The sequence below is a fragment of the Acinetobacter sp. Z1 genome (genome assembly GCF_024296945.1).
Lineage (GTDB): Bacteria > Pseudomonadota > Gammaproteobacteria > Pseudomonadales > Moraxellaceae > Acinetobacter > Acinetobacter beijerinckii.
Genome location: NZ_CP101115.1, coordinates 615,818 through 634,547 on the forward strand (window position 1 = coordinate 615,818; position 18,730 = coordinate 634,547).

Annotated in this window: 16 protein-coding genes and 1 tRNA gene; 10 read left to right on the plus strand and 7 right to left on the minus strand. The window is 36.9% G+C overall.

What is annotated here, in order from left to right:
* Nucleotides 1-91: 91 nt before the first annotated feature.
* Nucleotides 92-1,129 (minus strand): tRNA preQ1(34) S-adenosylmethionine ribosyltransferase-isomerase QueA, encoded by a 1,038-nt coding sequence (gene queA, locus NGC85_RS02960; protein WP_254804777.1) that lies wholly within the window; start codon nt 1,127-1,129, stop codon nt 92-94.
* Nucleotides 1,130-1,310: 181 nt separating this feature from the next.
* Between queA and NGC85_RS02965 the strand changes: the two genes are divergently transcribed.
* The 10 genes from NGC85_RS02965 to NGC85_RS03010 all read left to right on the plus strand — a co-directional run bounded on the left by NGC85_RS02965 (nt 1,311) and on the right by NGC85_RS03010 (nt 12,626).
* A tRNA-Leu gene (locus NGC85_RS02965) sits at nt 1,311-1,397 on the plus strand.
* Nucleotides 1,398-1,698: 301 nt separating this feature from the next.
* Nucleotides 1,699-2,970: a sensor histidine kinase KdpD gene (locus NGC85_RS02970; RefSeq protein ID WP_254804778.1), complete on the plus strand. Its 1,272-nt coding sequence runs from the start codon at nt 1,699-1,701 to the stop codon at nt 2,968-2,970.
* A 72-nt stretch (nt 2,971-3,042) separates the two neighbouring features.
* Complete coding sequence (gene glnE, locus NGC85_RS02975) at nt 3,043-5,790, plus strand: bifunctional [glutamate--ammonia ligase]-adenylyl-L-tyrosine phosphorylase/[glutamate--ammonia-ligase] adenylyltransferase (protein ID WP_254804779.1); 2,748 nt, start codon at nt 3,043-3,045, stop codon at nt 5,788-5,790.
* A 29-nt stretch (nt 5,791-5,819) separates the two neighbouring features.
* Nucleotides 5,820-6,746 (plus strand): branched-chain amino acid transaminase, encoded by a 927-nt coding sequence (locus NGC85_RS02980; RefSeq protein WP_005055972.1) that lies wholly within the window; start codon nt 5,820-5,822, stop codon nt 6,744-6,746.
* Between the two features lie 141 nt (nt 6,747-6,887).
* The gene (locus tag NGC85_RS02985; RefSeq protein WP_254804780.1) at nt 6,888-8,048 is read left to right on the plus strand and encodes a nucleotide sugar dehydrogenase; all 1,161 of its coding nucleotides are present in this window, start codon (nt 6,888-6,890) and stop codon (nt 8,046-8,048) included.
* 173 nt (nt 8,049-8,221) lie between these two features.
* Nucleotides 8,222-8,977: a glycosyltransferase gene (locus NGC85_RS02990; RefSeq protein ID WP_254804781.1), complete on the plus strand. Its 756-nt coding sequence runs from the start codon at nt 8,222-8,224 to the stop codon at nt 8,975-8,977.
* 23 nt (nt 8,978-9,000) lie between these two features.
* Nucleotides 9,001-9,993 carry a Stealth CR1 domain-containing protein gene (locus NGC85_RS02995; RefSeq protein WP_005061449.1) on the plus strand — a complete coding sequence of 331 codons (993 nt, stop codon included), beginning with the start codon at nt 9,001-9,003 and terminating at the stop codon, nt 9,991-9,993.
* A gap of 15 nt (nt 9,994-10,008) precedes the next feature.
* Entirely contained in the window at nt 10,009-10,767 is a 759-nt protein-coding gene (locus tag NGC85_RS03000) for a glycosyltransferase family 25 protein (protein WP_005061450.1), read from the plus strand.
* A gap of 73 nt (nt 10,768-10,840) precedes the next feature.
* The gene (locus tag NGC85_RS03005; protein WP_254804782.1) at nt 10,841-11,755 is read left to right on the plus strand and encodes a glycosyltransferase family 32 protein; all 915 of its coding nucleotides are present in this window, start codon (nt 10,841-10,843) and stop codon (nt 11,753-11,755) included.
* Between the two features lie 91 nt (nt 11,756-11,846).
* Nucleotides 11,847-12,626, plus strand: a complete 780-nt coding sequence (locus tag NGC85_RS03010; protein WP_254804783.1) for a glycosyltransferase family 25 protein — start codon at nt 11,847-11,849, stop codon at nt 12,624-12,626.
* Nucleotides 12,627-12,657: 31 nt separating this feature from the next.
* Here the strand turns inward: NGC85_RS03010 and NGC85_RS03015 are convergent, their stop codons facing one another.
* The 6 genes from NGC85_RS03015 to rfbB are packed head-to-tail and all read right to left on the minus strand — an operon-like array spanning nt 12,658 to nt 18,639.
* Nucleotides 12,658-13,872 (minus strand): DUF563 domain-containing protein, encoded by a 1,215-nt coding sequence (locus tag NGC85_RS03015; RefSeq protein ID WP_254804784.1) that lies wholly within the window; start codon nt 13,870-13,872, stop codon nt 12,658-12,660.
* Between the two features lie 19 nt (nt 13,873-13,891).
* The gene (locus tag NGC85_RS03020) at nt 13,892-14,737 is read right to left on the minus strand and encodes a glycosyltransferase (protein WP_254804785.1); all 846 of its coding nucleotides are present in this window, start codon (nt 14,735-14,737) and stop codon (nt 13,892-13,894) included.
* A complete protein-coding gene (locus NGC85_RS03025) occupies nt 14,734-15,852 on the minus strand; it encodes a DegT/DnrJ/EryC1/StrS aminotransferase family protein (RefSeq protein WP_254804786.1) in 1,119 nt (372 codons plus the stop codon). Before NGC85_RS03025 ends, NGC85_RS03020 begins: the two co-directional genes overlap by 4 nt.
* A complete protein-coding gene (locus NGC85_RS03030) occupies nt 15,849-16,709 on the minus strand; it encodes a WxcM-like domain-containing protein (protein ID WP_254804787.1) in 861 nt (286 codons plus the stop codon). Before NGC85_RS03030 ends, NGC85_RS03025 begins: the two co-directional genes overlap by 4 nt.
* Nucleotides 16,706-17,581 carry a glucose-1-phosphate thymidylyltransferase RfbA gene (rfbA, locus tag NGC85_RS03035; RefSeq protein WP_254804788.1) on the minus strand — a complete coding sequence of 292 codons (876 nt, stop codon included), beginning with the start codon at nt 17,579-17,581 and terminating at the stop codon, nt 16,706-16,708. The genes NGC85_RS03030 and rfbA overlap by 4 nt, the downstream gene beginning before the upstream one ends.
* Nucleotides 17,581-18,639 carry a dTDP-glucose 4,6-dehydratase gene (gene rfbB, locus NGC85_RS03040; RefSeq protein ID WP_005061458.1) on the minus strand — a complete coding sequence of 353 codons (1,059 nt, stop codon included), beginning with the start codon at nt 18,637-18,639 and terminating at the stop codon, nt 17,581-17,583. The genes rfbA and rfbB overlap by 1 nt, the downstream gene beginning before the upstream one ends.
* Nucleotides 18,640-18,730 lie beyond the last annotated feature (91 nt).

The following is an 18,730-nucleotide window of genomic DNA, read 5'->3' on the forward strand; positions in this document are numbered from 1 at the left end:
TAGTTATCTTTTTATTATGAATAATTATTTTTATCAAAGGTTTGTGAGAGGTGGGAATAGGCTAAATTGTGATTTAGCCTATTGAACAACTTTAAGCTTCGAGCTTATCAATAAGCATTGCATCGCCATAACTAAAGAAGCGATAACGTTGTTCAACTGCATGGGTATAAGCAGCCAAGATATTATCTCGATTAGACAGCGCTGAAACCAACATCAGTAAGGTCGATTCAGGTAAATGGAAGTTGGTAATCAAACGATCCACAATACAGAATTGATAACCTGGATAAATGAAAATTTGAGTATCACCCGTCCATGCTGCAATTTTACCTTGATTAGCTTGAGCTGCACTTTCTAAAGCACGCGTTGCGGTGGTACCAACGGCAATCACTTTATTACCACGTGCTTTGGTTTCCAAAATTAGGTCAATGGTTGTTTGTGGAACATCACACCATTCACTGTGCATAATGTGGTTACTAATATCCGTGGTACGAACAGGCATAAAGGTGCCTGCACCCACATGTAATGTTACGAATGTTTTCTTTACACCTTTAGCTGCTAGTTTTTCTAATAAATCTTGATCGAAATGCAAACTTGCTGTTGGTGCAGCGACACTGGCAATTTTTTCAGGATCGTGGAAAACCGTTTGATAACGTTCTGTATCAATTTCTTCAGCTTCTCGATTGAAATAAGGTGGAATCGGGAGCTGACCGTATTGATCGAGCACAGACAGAATAGGCTGCGAAAATTTCACCACAAATAAATTTTCATGACGACCCTGTACAGTTACGGGGATTGAGTCCTCACCTACATATAATTCTGCACCTGCTTTAGGTGAGTTGCTTGATTTGATGTGGCAATGTGCAATATGACTATCCAACATGCGCTCAACTAAAACTTCGATAGCACCGCCTGTAGCCCGTTTACCTTTTAATCTTGCTTTCATGACTTTAGTGTCATTTAAAACAAGCAAGTCGCCATCTTCAAGTAAATCTAGAATATCTGTGAAAGCATGATCGTGATACTGACCTTGAGCATCGATATGCAGTAGTCGTGATGCACTGCGGCTTTCTAGAGGATAGCGAGCTATAAGTTCATCTGGGAGATCAAATGAAAAATCGGAGAGTTGCATACATCTAAAACATTGCAAAAAATTGGGCGTAGTATAGTCTTTTTTGCATTTTCTCGCTGAGTTAGATGTTTATAAGATCGAAAAATATCTGAGTGATTTAAAAGTGAGCAATAAGTGATAGATGGGGTTTGACAATAAAATCAAACAGGTTATGATACGCAACACAAAGCATCGCACTCTTCCCGAGGTGGTGAAATTGGTAGACGCGGCGGACTCAAAATCCGCTGTCAGAGATGACGTGTCGGTTCGAGTCCGACCCTCGGGACCAAGATTCAAAGACCCCAAGCTGGTATTAAAGGCTTGGGGTTTTTTAATGGATATATTATTTGTAAATATAGGTGTGTCGGTTGAAATCCGTGCTGATTTACATTCAACACATTCCTAAAAATTAATTTTTTGGTGAATTATTCATTAAGTTCAAATTTGATGAAATTTCACGTTTTGTTGCGAATTGATTGAAACTAGAATTGCCTTTTATGTTAAAGTTTGTTAATAGTAGGTGATGGTTTTCACATTTTTTCTTAATAAAACCTACACAGTGATATAACGATAATATCCGAGAGGCGGGCATGGCTATTCAATTATTAGAATTACAGCAAGCCGAAAAGCTAAGTGCTTGTAAAATTTCTCTTTCTTTGGGGCTAACCGCAGAGCAAAACTTGCTTGAGCAATTTTTACAGTTCAACCGTAAGCTCATGCAAGCAAGTACGGCATTGCTTGCCTTTCATCAAGAGCCTTATGTTTGGCATCGTTGCCCTGAAAAGCTTCAAGCGATTGACTCTTCAAAAATTATTAAAAGTTTAAATACCTTATTTGTAAATGATGATTTGATTGATAGCCAACATACTCAATACCAAACATTATTGGCTTTTCTCAATCCATTGAAACGAAAAGTTCAAACCGCAGTTGCTTTTCATCTTAGACATCCTGATCAAACTTCACTGGGTTATATCATTTTATTTGATGAGGTGGCTCAAGAGTTTAGTGAATTACAAAAGCAATTGCTAAAAGATCATTGCGTTAGTTTTATGCAACAACTTGAATTAAAGTTTAGTCATGACGAGCTTAAAGAGTTATACGAACAAGAAGCAGCACTGAATTTCAGTAAAACCAAGTTTTTTTCGATTATTTCTCATGATTTACGTGCGCCATTCCATGGTCTATTAGGTTTTTCAGAAATCTTAGCGAAAGAACGTGATACTTTAGATGAGTCTAGCATTCAAAATATTGCAGATTATCTTTATGAAACATCGCAGTCGACATATAACTTACTAGAAAGCTTGCTGAATTGGGCGATGGCAGAAGGTGGTCGTTTCGTTTATCACCCAATTAATTTTAAATTAAGACAAATTACCAATATTGTGACTGATATTTTAAAGTCATTGGCGATTAAGAAGAACATCCAACTGATTAATGAAGTAGACGAAAATTTAAAGATCTATGCCGATATGCATATGATTACATCTTTGATCCAAAACCTTGTTTCTAATGCTTTAAAGTTTACCGATATTGATGGCTCTGGAAAGGTTTACATCGGAGCGAAAAGTGAGGGCGACTTTGTCGCAATAACGATTAAAGATTCAGGTCTAGGGATGACTGAAGAGCAGATACAAAATTTGTTTCAACCTCGGATTACTGCGAGTTTTAAGGGCACTGCTGGAGAAAAAGGTGCAGGCTTAGGTCTGACTTTATGTAAACGTTTTGTTGATTTGAATCAAGGGCAAATCAGTGTTAGTTCTCAAGAAGGAGATGGCACTACATTTAAAGTATTGCTACCAGCTGAGCGAGAACATGTCGATTTATGTACCGAACAGAATAAAAGTAAAGCGAAATTAGTCTAAAGAGATTTTAAACATAAGCTTGTAACTGATATAACTATTTGAGATGACATACTATCAGTTGAGCCTTTTTATATGAATGTGGAACAGCTACAAAAAACCTTAGTTGCAAGCCAATATGCTGAACAAGTTTTAAATTTATACAAAACTGAATTAGAACAACAATATCTTGTAGATCAATTTACTGCCTCGCTCTCAACTGATGCGATTTATCAACAGGTTCAGCAAGCTGTTGAAAATATCATTGATGAACAATCATGGATGAAAGCATTACGTATCTTACGTGCTCAGCTAATGTTTCGTTGGATTTGGCAAGACGCCAATCAACTCACGAATGTAGTGACGCTGACACGTGAATTGTCTGATTTTGCCGATGCTAGTATTTGTGCAGCTAAAGCCTTTGCATTGGCACCTTTATTAGCCAAACACGGTGAACCCATTGGTTATTCAGGTCAAATTCAAGACTTAATTGTGATTGGTATGGGCAAGCTCGGTGCTCAAGAGTTGAATCTTTCCAGTGATATTGACTTGATTTTTGCTTTTGATGAGCAAGGTGAAACCAATGGTCGTAAATCTATTGATGTACAGCAGTTTTGTATTCTGTGGGGGCAAAAACTGATTTACTTGTTGGATCATATTACTGCAGATGGTTTTGTATTCCGTGTCGATATGCGTTTGCGTCCGTGGGGTGACGGCTCAGCATTGGCGATTAGTCATAGTGGACTTGAAAAATATCTAAGTCAGCATGGGCGTGAATGGGAACGTTATGCATGGATTAAGGCGCGTGTGATTACTGGTGGACAAACAGGTGCAGACTTGCTCGACATGTCACGTCCGTTTGTGTTCCGCCGATACGTTGATTATTCCGCTTTTGCTGCCATGCGTGAAATGAAAGCCATGATCGAACGTGAAGTGATGCGCCGTAATATCGAAGATGATATTAAATTAGGTGCAGGCGGTATTCGTGAAATCGAATTCATTGTGCAGGTCTTCCAGTTGATCTATGGCGGATCAAAGCGAGAATTGCAAGATCGCCAATGTTTAATCAATTTACATCATTTGGGCGAAGCCGAATTATTAGATCAACAAGCGGTGATTGATCTTGAAGATGCCTATTTATTTTTAAGACGAGTCGAACACGCGATTCAGGCACTGAATGATCAGCAAACTCAATCCTTACCAACAGAGCCTGAACTGAGACAGCGTATGTTGGATACATTAGGTTTTGAGGATTGGTCTGCATTCTTGGAAGTGTTGAACCAAAAGCGAGATAAGGTCAAAGTTCAGTTTAAACAACTCATTCAGGAAAAAGAGTTTTCTGAACCTGTGGATGATTTTGTTCTACTTGAGCAAAAACTCAATGCAGTTTTAGATGATCATGCCAGAAATTTAATTCAAAACTTTTGGCATGGGCAGACGTTACGTAAAATTCCTGCTAGTGCTTTAGAACGGTTAAAGAAATTCTGGCCACATTTAATCGAAGCTATTTTACAGTCGGATCAACCACAGGTTGCGCTATTAAGATTGATGCCATTAATCGAGTCGGTACTACGCCGAACAGTGTATCTCGTGATGCTGATGGAAAGCCGTGGTGCTTTACAGCGCTTGGTCAAGATGGCGACAGTGAGTCCATGGATTTGTGAAGAATTAGCACAATATCCAGTGCTATTAGATGAATTTCTATCGATGGATTTTGGTTTACCACAACGTAAAGATCTCGAAGATTCTCTGCGTCAGCAATTACTACGGATTGAGATTGATCAAGTGGAAGATCAGATGCGAGTGTTGCGTTTATTTAAAAAGAGCAATGTACTCACCGTAGCAGCCAGTGATGTATTGGCAGAAAGTCCTTTAATGAAAGTCTCTGATGCTCTAACAGATATTGCAGAAGTCAGTGTTCAAGCAACTTTGGGGTTAGCATATGAAGCTGTTGTGCAACGGCATGGTTATCCGTTAGGGATAGATGGAAGTCGTTGCAGTTTGGATGCCAAAGGCTTTGCAGTGATCGGTTATGGCAAGCTCGGTGGAATCGAATTAGGTTATGGCTCAGATCTTGATTTGGTATTTATTCACGCTTTTCAAGAACATAATGAAACTGATGGACGTAAAGGCATTAGTGGGGCAGAGTTTGCGATTCGCGTCGCGCAGAAGTTTATGTCGCTGATGACCACGCAGACTTTAGATGGGCGTGTTTATGAAATTGATACACGCCTTAGACCATCTGGTGAAGCAGGGATGTTGGTCACCAGTTTAAAAGCCTATGAGCAATATCAACAAAAAAGTGCCTGGTTATGGGAACATCAAGCTCTTGTCCGTGCCCGATCAATTGCGGGTGATAAAAATTTATGTCAGTTGTTTGAGCAGATTCGTTGTCAAATCCTGACACAAGTTCGAGATGAAAACTATGTACGCGAAGAGGTGCTGAAAATGCGCCAAAAGATGAAAGATCATTTAGGATCATCTTCTGAGCAAAAAAAACATGGGATTTTTCATTTAAAACAGGACTCAGGTGGTATCGTTGATATCGAATTTATGGCACAGTATGCTGTGCTTGCATGGAGTGGGACGAATACAGATCTCGCCCATTTTTCCGACAATGTAAGAATTCTAGAAGATGCTGCTAAAGCAGGCTGCTTATCCAGTGAAGATGCCACAGCATTAATACACGCTTATCTCCGTGAACGAGCTGAGAGCCACCGTTTAGCGCTTGCAAATCAATCTATGCAAGTTAATGCTGCGGATTGGCACGATACCCGCGAGATCGTTTGCAAGTTATGGCAAAGATTAATTGATCCGACTGCGCAAGCGTTGGAAAGTGAATAAATGTGTAAAAAGAAAATGGAGTATATGCGATGAGTTTGGCTGATCGTGATGGTTTTATTTGGCAAGATGGAAAGTTAGTTGATTGGCGTGATGCAAAAATTCACGTCTTAACTCACACACTACACTACAGCATGGGTGTCTTTGAAGGCGTCAGAGCTTACGAAACCCCGAATGGTACAGCAATCTTCCGTTTGCAAGATCATACTAAGCGCTTATTAAATTCAGCAAAAATTTATCAAATGAATGTTCCATTTGATCAAGCGACATTAGAACAAGCTCAAATTGATGTGGTTCGTGAAAATAAATTAGCGTCTTGCTATTTACGTCCATTGATTTGGATTGGTTCTGAAAAACTCGGTATTGCGGCAACAGACAATACCATTCATGCCGCAGTTGCAGCATGGGGCTGGGGTGCGTACCTCGGCGAAGAAGCAATGGCACGTGGCATTCGTGTAAAAACCTCTTCATTTACCCATCACCATCCAAATGTGACGATGTGTAAAGCAAAAGCATGTGGTAACTACACTGTGTCGATCTTAGCACATCAAGAAGTGGCGCGTTCAGGTTATGACGAAGCAATGCTACTTGATCCACAAGGCTTTGTTTGCCAAGGTGCAGGCGAGAACGTATTCCTAATCAAAGATGGTGTATTACATACACCTGATTTGGCTGGTGGCGCATTAGAAGGGATTACTCGTCAAACCGTGATTACCATAGCTAAAGACTTAGGTTATGAAGTGATTGAACGCCGTATCACACGTGATGAATTCTACATTGCGGATGAAGCATTCTTTACCGGTACTGCTGCGGAAGTAACACCAATTCGTGAATATGATGACCGTGAAATCGGTTGTGGTTCACGTGGCCCGATTACCACTGTGATTCAAAAGACTTTCTTTGATGCAGTGCAAGGCCGTAACGACAAATACGCAGATTGGTTGACTTACGTAAAATAAGTTCACATCGTCTTAAAAGCGAAGCATATGCTTCGCTTTTTTTATTGCGCTGCTGTCAACAGATTGCAATTAAATCATCATCAATCTTTCATTTAACTCGACTACGGTGGTTTCTAAGAGCAATTAGAAAATAGAGTAACAATGAAAATTACTGTGGTTGGCGCAGGTTATGTTGGATTATCCAATGCTTTATTATTTTCAAAACAACATGATGTTATTATTCTAGATATTGATAAAACACGAGTAAAGAATATTAATCAAAAAGTATCGCCGATTAGTGATACTTGTATCCAAAACTATTTGTCAGAATCTCATATTGAAGCGACTTGCGATAAAGAACTTGCTTATCAACATGCCAAGCTGATTATTATTGCAACGCCTACAAACTATAATCCTGAAACGAATTACTTTGATACATCGAGCATCGAAGTTGTTATTGAAGATATTGTAAAAACTAATCCTAAAGCACTTATGCTTATCAAATCGACTGTTCCTGTAGGATATACAGCGGAAATTTCTAAGCGCTTAAAGCTAAAAAATTTAATTTTTTCACCTGAGTTTTTACGCGAAGGGCAAGCCTTACAAGATAACCTTTATCCTTCTAGAATTATCGTAGGTGAAAAGTCAAAACGGGCTGAAAAGATTGCCAAACTATATTTAAAAGCAACGGTGGAAAAAAATGCAGTGTTACTGTGCGTCGATTCAACTGAAGCAGAAGCAATTAAACTATTTTCAAATACCTACTTAGCCATGCGTGTTGCATTTTTTAATGAGTTAGATACTTATTGTCTTAAAAATAAATTAAGTGCTTTGGATATCGTTACAGGCGTTGCTTTGGATCAGCGTATTGGCGATCACTACAATAATCCTTCGTTTGGTTATGGCGGTTATTGTCTACCGAAAGATACCAAGCAATTATTAGCCAATTACCATGACACACCGCAAGAGTTGATATCGGCAATTATACGTTCTAATCAAACTCGCAAACATGCCATTATTGAAGATATTCTGAGTCGTAAAGTCTCGGTGGTGGGCGTATATCGCCTCACAATGAAGGCAGATTCTGATAATTTTAGAGAGTCAGCCGTGCATGATGTTTTACAAGGACTGGCTGATCAGGGTATTCAAATTATTATTTATGAACCAACTTTAGACGTAAAAGAGTACTTGGGTCACCCAGTTGAGTCTATCTTGCAAAAATTCAAATCTAAATCAGATTTAATTATCGTCAATCGAATGGTACCTATGTTTAGTGATGTGATGGAAAAAATTTATACACGAGATTTATTTGGTGTGAATTGAACTAATTAGCATCGAATAAAAACAATAAGGGCGAGTGGTTTGACCAATTAATAGTAAAAAAAAAAATGATCTATATGCTAAGATGACGATACATTCAGTGCATAGTTTTGATTGGTAGTTTGTTTTAAACTTTCAATCTAAACAATCCTATCTAAAGCATTTAAGGTCATCAGATGGTAGATACTCAACTAGATTCGGCAGCTCATGAAGACAATGTGATCTTGTGCATGAAGTGGGGAACTAAATATGGCGCTGAGTACGTAAACCGTTTGTATAACATGGTTAAACGTCATTTGACCTTGCCTTTTAAAATGGTCTGTTTAACAGATCGGACGGAAGGTATTGATCCTAATGTTCAATGTTTTCCAATTCCTTCACTTGATTTACCTTCAGGTAGTCCTGAACGTGGATGGAATAAACTTTCAACGTTTGAGCCTGATTTGTATGGCCTAAAAGGCAATGCATTGTTTCTCGATTTGGATGTGGTCATTATTGATAATATTGACTGTTTTTTCCAAGCAGAAGGCGAATTTTTAGTGATTCATGACTGGAAACGCCCTTGGCGTATCACAGGGAATAGTTCGGTTTATCGTTTTAAGCTGGGTGCTTTTTCAGATATCTTACCTTATTTCCGTGAAAATTTTGATGAGATTCGTAAAAAATTCCGTAATGAACAAGAGTACTTATCTTGGTTTGTTCACAAAGAAGGTAAGTTAAGTTATTGGAATAAAGATTGGTGTAAAAGTTATAAATACCACTGCCTAAGAAAAGTGCCATTTGCTTATTTTCAGCCACCAGTAAAGCCTAAAGGTGCAAAAATTATTATTTTCCACGGTGAAATTAACCCACCTGACGCGGTTTCAGGTGGTGGCGGTAAGTGGTATCGTTATGTATTACCATCGGACTGGATTAGAGAGTCTTGGCAGTAATAAACATTACAAGAGTTTGATTTATGAAAGATACTCATCCTATTGATATCGTAATTGCTTGGGTAGATGGAAATGACTCTAAGTTAAAAAATAAACGCCGTCAGTTCATGAATCAATCTGAATCTTCTAATGCCTTGCAAGACACTCGTTTTGCTAGCAATGATGAAATCTATTTTTGTATTGCCTCGATACTCAAGTTTGTCCCGTATTGTGGGAAAATTTATGTAGTCACTGATCAACAAACTCCACAATGGTTGGATCAGTTTGAGCAGCAGAATCTCTGTGAGAAAGGCAAAATTAGATTAGTCGATCACACAGAGTTGTTCAGAGGACACGAATTTGCATTGCCCACATTTAATTCTCTAAGTATTGAAACGATGCTTTGGAATATCCAAGGTATTTCAGATTATTTTATTTATTTAAATGATGATTTTTTCTTTAACCAACCTTCTGATCAACAAGATTTTTTAGTTGATGATCGCATGGTGATGTATGGGCATTGGGAAATTAATCTAGTAAAAAAAATCAAATATATTGTTAGAAAGTTTGTGCAAAATAAATTTGGAAAAGTTCCACAACCCTCATATACAATGGCGCAAATGTTAAGTGCAGATTGTCTAGGACTGTCTAAATATTTTGAGATTCACCATCGCCCACATATCTTGAGTCGGGTACTTTTATGCAATTATTTTGAAAAAAATATGCAACAATTGCAGAAGCAAATTGGCTTTAAATTTAGGAATATTGATCAGATTTTGCCTGTAGGTTTATCTAATCACCTAGCAATTAAAAAAGACCAAGCAATTCTCAAAAATGATGTAGAAATTGCGTATTTAAAAGATCATCGAGATTTAGAGTTTTTTATTGAGGCTTTATCTAATCCAGATGTGAAATTTGGTTGTATTCAAAGTTTAGATCAATTACAGCAGAGTGATGAACAGTCCATTCGTCTTGCGCTTGTTGATAAATTTAGAGATGTTTTACCTAGTCAAATCCAACCGATTAATGCAGGATAAGCGAAGGAAAATTAAATGAAAGTCGTTACTTATCTTATAAATCTTGACGGTAGTGATCAACGTTTAGCGAGTGCAACAGCGCAATTGCAGCACGCGAATTGGGAGTTTACTCGTTTTCCAGCTTATGATGGTCGAGGAAAAGCATTATCTGAGTTTCAAAATTATGACGATGCAGAAGCGCAGAGAGTTTTAGGGCGTAGTCTGATTAATTCAGAATTAGGTTGTTATCTGAGCCACTATGGCTGCGCTGAAAAATTTCTTGAAACAGATGCCGACTATTTGGTGGTGTTAGAGGATGATATTCAGGTTCTACCCAACTTTAAGCATAATCTTGATTCACTTCTCAATTATCTAGATCAGCATAAAGAACTGGATTGGTATGTGGTGAATATGGCGGCTAAAAAGAAAAAATTAGCAAAAGATATTGTTCAAATAGATCAATATCAATTGTGGCATGCTTATTATTTCCCGATTCGTGGGGTAGGACTACTTTGGTCTCGCAAAGGTGCAGAAGAGTTTGTAAAACTTGGCAAACAAATACATGTTCCTGTCGATATTTTCTTCCAAGGCTGGCTGAGTAAAAATGGCAAAGGCTTAGGCGTTTGGCAACCTTTCGTAAAACCAGCAGGGTTGGACAGTGATATCTTAGGTACTGTTGCAACGCAGGGGATTCAGCGTAAGGAGTTGGAAAATCGCGATTCATCTCATGGTCTCAAGAAACAGAAACGCATGTGGCGTGACCGTTTTTATGCTTTTAGGCATCTGTTCTTCTAATGAAAATGATTTGTGTAAATCATTGCTATGAAATGAAAAGCATAAATGATTGGGTTTTTGCTGAGTTCCCTTTATGAAAATATTTAAAAAAATATTCTATCTCTTAAAATTTTATACGATGTATTGGAGTAAAAAGAGAGGGGTTAATGAAGCAATAGACAATGAAGCAGATTTAATTGTTCTTAATCCGATTAAGCAAAACGCGGTAATTCCTAAAAAAATCTGGATGTATTGGGAGGGGGCACTTTCAGGCTTTGTTAAACAATGTATCGAGCAAGTGAAAAAGACCAATCCAGACTACGAAGTTTATTTTTTAACCCCAGATACAGTCAACGATTTCTGTGATATTGATTTTAGTCGCTTCTCTCAGGCGACACCGCAGCAAAAAGCCGATCTCATCCGTTTTGAGCTGATTTATCAACATGGTGGCATTTGGTTGGATGCTAGTACGATTGTTTATGAGAGCTTGGACTGGATTCAAACGTTAGTGGTGAAGAATCAAACCAATAGCTTTGCCTACTATCGTGCGAAGAATACAACACTTAAAGCATCTCCTGTTCTAGAAAACTGGTTATTGGCAAGCGCAGAAAAAAATCCATTTTTTAAGTACTGGTTTAATGAACTGGTCACTGCGATTGAATTAAGTCCTAAAGCCTATCTGCAAAAATTAAAAGAAACAGAACCTGATTGTCAGGACTTATTTCAGCACATTGGTCGTCTCGAGTATCTTGTAGCGTATGTTGCCTGTCAGAAAGTGATGCGTAATCATCTGCCGAGTATGTGTTTAATTAACTGCGATAAAAATGCACTGTATTTTCAGGTGAAACACCAATGGATCAAAGAGAAAGTACTCATTGATATGGCAGTGAATTATCCACCTGCGGAAATGCCAAGATTGATAAAACTTGCGGGTAAGGAAAGAAAAACGCTGAGTCATTATTATGAAAAAGGGATGTATCTGGAAGGTTCTCTACTCGATCTATCTTAACTTTTAGACAACTCTGCTGCCTATATGAATTGGTGGTGAAGCTTAATCAAAAAGGTAGTAAAATACGACTAATCTTCAGTTTTTTACTACTATGAAAAAATTTGTTATTAGCCTTGCTACTGCACATGAACGTAGAGAGCATATATGTGCTGAATTTAGTAAGCAGAATCTAAACTTTGACTTTTTCGATGCATTGACTCCTGAACCCGCTGCTATTTTCGCCAAAGAACTCAATTTAAAAATTGATGCGAGAACTTTAACTAAAGGTGAAGTTGCATGCTTTATGAGTCATGTGTTTTTGTGGAATAAAATGATTAGCGAGAATATCCCTCATATGGCTATTTTCGAAGATGATATTTATTTAGGTGAGAATGTTAAAGCATTCCTAAGCGATAACTCTTGGATTGATTCTAATTGGCATCTTATAAAGATTGAAGAATTTACTTCCAAAGTTGCATTAGGGCAAAAGATTAAAACCTTTAATAGTCAGCCAGATAGAGCGCTTTTTGAGCTTAAAAGTAAGAATCTCGGAACTGCTGGTTATATTCTTTCTTTACATGGTGCTAAGCAATTAATCAGTTACATCCAGTCCTTGGATAAGTTGATTGCATTGGATCATTTGATGTTTGAAAAACTTGTTCAAGATAAAATTTTATCCGTATCTCAAATGAAACCAGCCTTGTGTATTCAAGACGTTACGCTTTTCTCTACAAAGGATAGTGTGCGTTTTACTAGTCATTTGTATAAAGAGCGCTTAACCAGAAGACATTATGATAAAAAAACGGGGCTGGATAAAATAATTCTAGAGTTAAAGCGAATTTTTATACAATTAAGAAATTTTATTTTTTTAAAGTCTGTCGGTTTTAAATGACTTGAGCTTTAAGTGATCTTAATTTTAAGGGTTATGAAATAAAATTCTCATAAAGCTTTTTTATGTCTTCAAGATTTAAATAATAGGAACAATGAATGTCATTAGAATCATCTGATGATGTTAAAACAAACCGCATATCACAATCATTAATCTTTGCTAATGTTGAAAATATAGAAAATTCTGAGAGATGCTTTGGAAGCCAGCTTATCGCTTTGCAATGTGAATTACAAAATATAATATTAGACCAAGCTGCACCGCTTGGGCCTGCAATAAACTCTGCATTATTAAAAATAGTGACTTGCTCATAAAAATCATAATCTTCTAAGTAAAGAGGTGTGAAATCTTTACTGATAAAATATTCTAATATTTCATTTTGGTTGTAGCTTCTAGCAGCATTTTCTTTCCTTGCGAGAAAGATTCTTTTCGGAAAATCGTTTGAGAAACATGTATTAGATTTTAAAATAATTTCTCGTATTTCACTAATCAGTGATTTGGATAGTATAGAAAAGTCGGGGGAAGATAAAATTTCTTTAGAATTAAAAACAATATTGTTTTCATTGTTAATATAGAATAACTCACTTATGTGTAAGTCAGTATTATGATCTGAATATATAATTTCTAGATTTAGATCTTTTTCTTTAAAGTAAAGGGATAAAATTTTTTGAAAAGAGGGGATTTTTTTTACTCTCTTATCAAGTATAAGATGTTTGATGTTATATTCATTTAATAAGTCAGAATCTAATAAAAGGATTTTTGGGGATACTTCTAACAACCAATGATAATAATTAAAAACACCATTTCCACCTAAAAAAATCGCATGTGAAATACTTTCTTTTTTCTTATTATAACGAAGGATCATATTTTCATGATTATGCCATTTAATAATTCCAGTTGAATAATTGCAATATGCAATATTGGCTCCTTTTACTCGCTCGAAAATTGCATTTGAAGTGGTGATGAGGTTGCTTGAGTTGGTGTTTATAGTGACATTGCTGAACTTGTATAAATTGACCTCTGGTATTTGAGCAATAAAATCATTTTTTTGATTAGAATTAAGCGTTATTGGCTGAAAATTTAAATCATTTCTACTATGTTTGAATGTCAGAATTTTTTCATCATTTAACTCATCTAGCCATATAATTTTTCTTGTTTCGATCCTTTTCATTCTCTTTAGTAATATTTTTAAATATTGAGAAATGTGAGTATTCTTTTTTATTAAATACTTTATAAGAACGCGACCAAGCATACTGGAAACTCTATGAAAATTATTTAGACGTTAAATAAATTAGATAGTACTTTAATCTAAGGACTAGCGCTTTAAAAGGATTTTTCTTCTGGTATGGGCGTACTTTGTATTTTTTTTGGATACGATACACCGCTTTAGCATAATCAGGTTCATTCTTATATTGATTAACAACTTTGATTACTTCGCTATGCATTAATTCCAAATTTTTACTAATATTATTTTCATGTGACCTATAACCAATAAGCGCATGGGGGATATAAATGATTTTTTTACCTAATTTACTGAGTTTTAACCATAAATCCCAATCTTCAACTTTGGTATTTGGGTTAAATCCACCAACTTCACGAAGTATGTCTGTTTTAATCATTTGAGATGACGCAGGTAGATCAAATCTGTGCATAAAAATTCGATGGAATTTATATTCACCGTAATCGTTGACATTCACTTTAATTGTTTGATTATGTGAATCTATAGAATGATTTCCACCACAAATACAGACAATTTCTTGATCTAATTGAAATGCTTCAAGTTGTAAACTTGTTTTTTCTGGAAACATAATATCGTCTGAAGCTAAAGTACAAAAAAATTGTCCTTTAGCCCATTCAATTGCTTCATTAAGCGTATTACATAACCCTCGATTTGCCCGATGTCTAAATTCGAAACGTACGAATCGCTCTTCACATTGTGAAAGTAGTTCTTTAATTTTTTCAATCGAGTTATCTGTTGAGCCATCATCAATGATAATAAGCTCAATGTTTTCATAGCTTTGATTCAAAGCACTTTTTATCGCATCTTGGATATATTGCCCATGATTATAACTAGGAATTGCTATGGTGACTAAAGGGGTAGATACTGAGTTATTCATACAGGATTAAACTGATTACAGAGCTGAATAATTTTTTGAACATCGTCTAATTGAAGTGTAGGTCCTATTGGTAGACTCATGACTTCTGCATGGATTTGCTCTGAAATAGGATAACTTTGATGATTCCATTCTTGATAAGCTTGTTGCTTATGTGGAGGGATAGGATAGTGGATAAGCGTTTGAACGCCATGATCCGATAAATATTTCTGTAAAAGATCTCTATATTCAGTTCGAATTACGAATAAATGCCATACATGCTGTTGATATTCTTCAGAATTTACATTATTCAATGGTAGTTTAATGAATGGATTATTGATGTTGTCTAGGTATAAGCGTGCGATTTTTCGGCGATGTTGTATTTCTTGATCTAAATAACTTAATTTAATATCAAGCATTGCTGCTTGAATTTCATCTAGACGGCTGTTTACACCTGGAACCAAATTTTTATATTTTTCATGTGAGCCATAGTTGCGAAGCGCACGTAGCATTTGAGCCAGCTCTTCATTATTGGTTGTGATTGCTCCTGCATCACCCAGCGCACCTAAGTTTTTACCAGGATAAAAGCTGAAGCCAGAAGCATCGCCCCAGTTGCCTGCTTTGATCCGATTAATTTCTGCACCGTGGCTTTGTGCTGAGTCTTCAAGAACCAGTAGGTTATTCTTTTTTGCAATTTCCATAATTTCAGGCATTGCAGCAAGTTGACCATAAAGATGTACAGGTAAAATGACTTTAGTTTTTGGTGTAAGTACAGCTTCAATTTTCTTTGGATCAAGGTTAAAAGTTTGTGGATCAGGTTCAACCAACACGGGGGTAAGTTGGTTTGCACTAATCGCCAGAATACTTGCGATATAGGTATTTGAAGGAACGAGGACCTCATCACCCTCATTGAGTTTACCTAGTTCTTTCCAAGCTCTTAATGTAAGAATAAGGGCATCTAAACCATTGGCTACGCCAATCGCATATTTGGTTCCGCAAAATTTTGCAAAATTCAGTTCGAATTGTTCGAGTTCTTTTCCACCAATATACCATCCAGAGTCAATCACTCGTGTACAGGCTTCAATGAGTTGTTCGCGGTATTGTTGATTAATATTTTTAAGATCAAGAAAAGGAATCATTGTCCAATATACCCTTTAATTTTTGCTGGATTGCCGACCATAATTGCATTTTCTGGTACATCTTTTGTTATGACAGCACCTGCACCAATCATTGCATTCTTTCCTATTCGAATACCCGGCAAGATAGTTGCATTCGCTCCAATACTAGCGCCTTGTTCTACAACCGTATTTGCGAAGCTTTCAGGATATTGCTTAGATCGTGGTTTTTTGTCATTGGTAAAAGTAACGCATGGGCCAATAAACACATTATCCTCTAAGGTAATGCCATCCCAAATGTAGACGCCTGACTTTACAGTGACATTGTCACCAATTTGTACATCATTCTCGATTAAAGTGTGGGCACAGATATTACAACCAGCACCAATCACCGCATTTTTGAGAATGACACTGTATTGCCAAATGCGAGTATTTTGACCAATATGAGTAGTGTGTACATCCGACAATGGATGAATAAATGGACGATTTACAATACTAATAAAGTCATCATAACTACGGATATAATCGCTTTCATCATAATGTTCACTTGCCAACACTAATAAGACACAATCTTCTGAAAAGTCGTGCATTTCACGCCAAGTCATACTTTCGATGATCAAGCCTTGAGTTGGTGAGCTGAGTATAACCTCTTCTTTATTATGCCCATCATCTAAAATGAAGCGACACTGACCATTTAGGCAGATTGCAAGTTGTTTTAAGTCTTTATGTGCGTGAAAACCTCTAGGTTTATCTTTTGAGGCAGCAAAAATATAATAGATACGTTTAATATCAAAGGGGATATGCTGGTTCGCTTCGATCGCAACGAGTCCACCGCGTTGATCTCCTAGATCTGGTAAATCAATGAGTTTCTTTAAGCTCATATTTCATTCACCAAAGAAATTAGATATTGACCATAATCATTTTTATTCATACTTTGGCCGATTTCTAAAACTTGCTCTTTGCTTAGCCAGCCGTTGTTAAACGCAATTTCTTCTAGGCATGCTACTTTGTAGCCTTGACGTTTTTCAATCGTTTCTACAAATTGTGCTGCTTCAAGTAAGCTTTCATGTGTGCCTGTGTCGAGCCAAGCAAAACCCCGACCAAGTAACTCAACATTTAAGTCACCGCGCTCTAAGTACATTTGATTCACAGTTGTGATTTCTAATTCACCACGTTCAGATGGTTTAACTTTTTTTGCGATTTCAACAACATCATTGTCATAGAAATATAGACCAGTTACAGCAAAATGTGATTTTGGCTGTTTAGGTTTTTCTTCCAGAGAAACTGCACGTTTTTGTTCATCAAACTCAACTACACCAAAACGTTCAGGATCTTTAACCTGATATCCAAAGACTGTCGCGCCTTTTTGACGAGCGACAGCTTGACGTAGCATTGGTGTAAAGCCCTGACCATAAAAAATATTGTCGCCAAGAACAAGGCATACATTACTTTTGCCAATAAACTGTTCACCAATAATGAATGCTTGGGCTAAACCATCTGGACTCGGTTGGATTGCGTAACTCAATTCAATACCCAATTGAGAACCATCACCAAGTAAACGTTTAAATCCATCGATATCGTCAGGTGTACTAATAATGAGGATTTCACGGATACCCGCCAGCATTAAAACTGAAAGGGGATAGTACACCATTGGTTTATCGTAAATAGGGAGTAATTGTTTAGAAACACCTTTGGTGATTGGGTAGAGGCGTGTACCTGAACCACCTGCAAGAATAATACCCTTTGTAGACATTATACATTTACCCCTAATCTTTCACGTTGATAGCTACCATCTTGAACATGGCGGCACCATTCTAAATTGTTTAAATACCATTCGACTGTTTTACGAATACCTGTTTCGAATGTTTCTTGAGGTTTCCATCCCAACTCATGTTCTATTTTTGCGGCATCAATTGCATAACGCAAATCATGTCCAGGTCGATCTTTCACGAAAGTAATTAAGCTTTCATAAGATTGGGAATTATTTTGTGGTCTTAGTTCATCCAAAATTTTGCAAATAGTTTTGACGACTTCAAGATTCTGTTTTTCATTATGTCCACCGATATTGTAGGTTTCTCCAACAGTGCCTTGGGTAATAACTTGATATAAGGCACGAGCATGGTCTTCGACAAATAGCCAATCACGAATTTGATTACCTGTACCGTATATTGGTAATGCTTTACCATCTAAAGCATTCAAAATGACTAAAGGAATTAATTTTTCAGGGAAGTGGTATGGACCATAATTGTTAGAGCAATTGGTCACAATGGTAGGTAGGCCATAAGTACGCTGCCAAGCTCGAACTAAGTGATCTGAACTGGCTTTACTTGCTGAATAAGGTGAGCTGGGTGCGTATGGAGTTGCTTCAGTGAATAAATCCGTAGTCCCATCCAAATCGCCATAAACTTCATCTGTTGAAATATGGTGAAAGCGAAAATTTGCTTTTTTATTATCGTCAAATGCCTGCCAATATTTACGTGCTGCTTCTAATAAAATATACGTTCCCACAATATTGGTTTGAATAAAAGCACTTGGTCCATCAATTGAACGATCAACATGTGACTCCGCAGCCAAGTGCATAATTGCATCGGGTTGAAAATGTTCAAAAATCTGTTCAAGTTTTGATGAATCACAAATATCAACTTGTTGAAATTGATAGCGGGGGTTCTGATCAATTTCTTTTAGCGACTCTAAGTTACCAGCATATGTAAGCTTATCCAGATTTAGAACTTCATCATTGGTATTTTTTATAATATGACGTACTACAGCTGAACCAATAAATCCAGCTCCGCCTGTAATCAAGATTCGCATGCAACTACTATCCTTTTAAATGATTGGATCATTAAATTATTCATTTGAAAAATAAATTATTTTTGAAATACGTCAAGAAGAATTTATTTAA